Source organism: Nitratidesulfovibrio oxamicus, from assembly GCF_015731765.1.
Taxonomy (GTDB): domain Bacteria; phylum Desulfobacterota; class Desulfovibrionia; order Desulfovibrionales; family Desulfovibrionaceae; genus Cupidesulfovibrio; species Cupidesulfovibrio oxamicus.
On record NZ_VRYY01000656.1, the window covers coordinates 1 to 933 of the forward strand.

At 73.3% G+C, this 933-nt stretch carries 1 protein-coding gene; it reads left to right on the forward strand.

Annotated features, from left to right (window positions below; translation table 11 throughout):
- Positions 1–159: 159 nt before the first annotated feature.
- The coding region (locus FVW20_RS16910) for an ABC transporter ATP-binding protein (RefSeq protein ID WP_307831617.1) at positions 160–933 on the forward strand (774 nt) is incomplete at its 3' end.

Consider the following 933-nt stretch of genomic DNA (forward strand, 5'->3'; position numbering starts at 1 on the left):
CGGGCCGTGGGCCTTGCCGCCGGGCGGCGCGCGCCGTTGCCGCAGGTCCGGCCCGAGCGGCCCGAGTTGCTTGCCCAGCCTGATCAGCCTGATGGGCATGACCGGCCTTCTCCTTCGTCACAGGCCGGGAACAACGGACACCCCGCGCCGCCCCCGCCAGTGTTCAGCGAGGTCACCTTCCGTCTGGCGCAGGGCGAGATGGCCTGCCTCGTGGGGCCTTCCGGCGTGGGCAAGACCACCCTGCTGCGGGTGCTGGCCGGGCTGCACCCGTACGATGCGGGCGGGTTCACCGTCACCCCGCCGGACGGGCACGACGACGCGGTGATCCTGGTCTTTCAGGATTACATGCTGTTCCCGCACCTGACCGTGCGCGACAACGTGGCCTTCGGCCTGCGGGCGCGCGGCATGGGCCGCCGCCAGCGCATCCAGCGGGCCGGGGACATGCTGGCCGACTTCGCCATCGGAGAACTGGCCCACCGCTACCCGGCCCACCTGTCCGCCGGGCAGCGCCAGCGCGTGGCCCTGGCGCGCGCGCTGGTGTGCAACCCGGCCCTGCTGCTGCTGGACGAACCCTTCGCCAACCTGGACCGCACCCTGCGCCTGGAGATGGCCGCCTACGTGCGCGACACGGTGCGCCGCTACGGGGTGACCACCCTCAGCGTCACCCACGACCTGGAAGAGGCGTTCGCCGTGTCCGACCGCATCGGGGTCATGCTGCACGGTCGGCTGGCCCAGTTCGGCACCCCGGCGGAACTGTACGCCCGGCCCGTGTCGCTCGACGTGGCGCGCTTCATGGGGCCGGTCAACGTGCTGGACGGCCCGGCGTGCACGGCCTTCGGCCTGCCCCTGCCGGGCGGCTGCCTGTGCGGCGGCGACGATTGCGCGCCGCTGGCCCTGCGGCCCGAAGGGCTGGTCGCCACCCCAGATTCGGAC